The sequence below is a fragment of the Streptomyces sp. NPDC046465 genome, assembly GCF_040646035.1.
In the GTDB taxonomy this organism is placed as follows: domain Bacteria; phylum Actinomycetota; class Actinomycetes; order Streptomycetales; family Streptomycetaceae; genus Streptomyces.
Genome location: NZ_JBEYZK010000086.1, coordinates 1 through 1,657, shown reverse-complemented (window position 1 = coordinate 1,657; position 1,657 = coordinate 1). Strand labels below are relative to the sequence as shown.

The 1,657-nt window shown below is 37.8% G+C and carries 1 protein-coding gene and 2 rRNA genes; 2 read left to right on the top strand and 1 reads right to left on the bottom strand.

All coding sequences use genetic code 11. From position 1 onward, the window contains the following. A 23S ribosomal RNA gene (locus ABZ953_RS39350) occupies positions 1 to 375 on the top strand; the annotation flags it as partial. An 83-nt stretch (positions 376 to 458) separates the two neighbouring features. After that, positions 459 to 574 (top strand): 5S ribosomal RNA (gene rrf / locus ABZ953_RS39345). 101 nt (positions 575 to 675) lie between these two features. Here rrf and recX read toward each other — a convergent pair. After that, positions 676 to 1,488, bottom strand: coding sequence for a recombination regulator RecX (gene recX / locus ABZ953_RS39340; protein ID WP_361734345.1), 813 nt, complete (start codon positions 1,486 to 1,488; stop codon positions 676 to 678). Positions 1,489 to 1,657 lie beyond the last annotated feature (169 nt).

The window sequence follows — 1,657 nt, the reverse complement described above, 5'->3', positions numbered from 1 at the left end:
GGGGCTGTAGTCGGTCCCAAGGGTTGGGCTGTTCGCCCATTAAAGCGGTACGCGAGCTGGGTTCAGAACGTCGTGAGACAGTTCGGTCCCTATCCGTCGTGGGCGTAGGTAATTTGAGAGGATCTGTCCTTAGTACGAGAGGACCGGGATGGACTTACCGCTGGTGTACCAGTTGTTCCGCCAGGAGCACGGCTGGATAGCTATGTAGGGAAGGGATAAGCGCTGAAAGCATCTAAGTGCGAAGCCCACCTCAAGATGAGATTACCCATTCGTAAGAATTAAGAGCCCAGAGAGATGATCTGGTAGATAGGCTGGAAGTGGAAGAGTTGCGAGACTTGGAGCGGACCAGTACTAATCGCTCGAGGACTTTACCAAAAGAGTCAAATATAATATGCTTATGGTTTAAAAGTTAGAAGAATTGTTATTTAGTTTTGAATGTTCAAGGTAACATTTAATGATTTGGTCATCATTGCGATGGAGATACACCTGTTCCCATGTCGAACACAGAAGTTAAGTCCATCTACGGCGGAAGTACTTGGGGGTTGCCCCCTGGGAGATAGGCGAGTGGCCAAGTGAACTGGAGGAGCTATGGCTCCTCTTTTTTTATCTCACTAACGAGATTCAAGAGATAGGATGTATAAATAAATAAAAAAGACCTCTCGGGCCTTTTTTTATTTATTCTGGAAATGTATAATCACGTAATGCACTACTAATATCATCATATGAAAAGCCTTTTCTAGCCAAAGCCTGTGTTACTTTTTGCTTTCGCTCATACCCCTCATAGTTTTTACTGTAGCGTTTGGCAACTTTTTCTAGTGCTGTGTAGAGAAGTTGGGTCTCATTTTCTTCATCTGTTTCTAATTCAAGTGATTCTAAAGCAATTGAAGAGATAGAATACGTAAAACCTTTATTCATTAGGTTTTGAATAATTTTATCTTTCAGCTGTTTTAGGGTCAATCTTTGCCCATAAGTTCTGTTTGTTTTTTCGGCAAGTTTATAGGCAACATCTATTTGTTTTTCCTCATCATAAATGTTAGAAAACGCTTGGTCAATGATCAGGGGATCAATACCCTTTGTTATTAATTTCTGTTTAATTTGATAGGGGCCAGCGCTTCCCATTGAAATTTTTCCTTCAATAAAATTTTCAGCGTAGGCTTTATCATTAATTAGATTGTTTTTTGTAAGAATATTTATGACCTCGTCAATTTGGTCAGTATTGTCAATTTCGTGTTCACTAAGATATTTTCTTACTTCCGAACTTGTCCTCATTTTAAAGGAAATGTAGTAGAGTGCTAGTGATTTTCCTTGAGCAAATTGGTCATAAGATTGAATCTCTTCTAAATCAGCATCATCGAGCTCTTTATCGACATTTAGAAAAAAGTGAACAATTGTATCCTCAGAAAGATATATTTTATCTTCATCATCAAATCCAGATAAATCCACACGGTAAAGTCGTTTTAATTTTTTTATTGCTGTGATTTTTCCCATACCTATATTATATACGAAAACAATTAAAAATTGTTACGGATAAATCGCGTAATAAAATTACTACACGAAACGGAAATGTAGCTTATTTACATGTTTGTAAAAGATGCTTATTTCTTTAAAGTTACAAACATCATCCGTTTATAGAGCGGTTTCATCTACTTATTTTCAA

Excerpts from the sequence above, each read along its gene's own strand:
- recX (WP_361734345.1), bottom strand. The coding sequence starts at position 1,488 with ATGGGAAAAATCACAGCAATAAAAAAATTAAAACGACTTTACCGTGTG.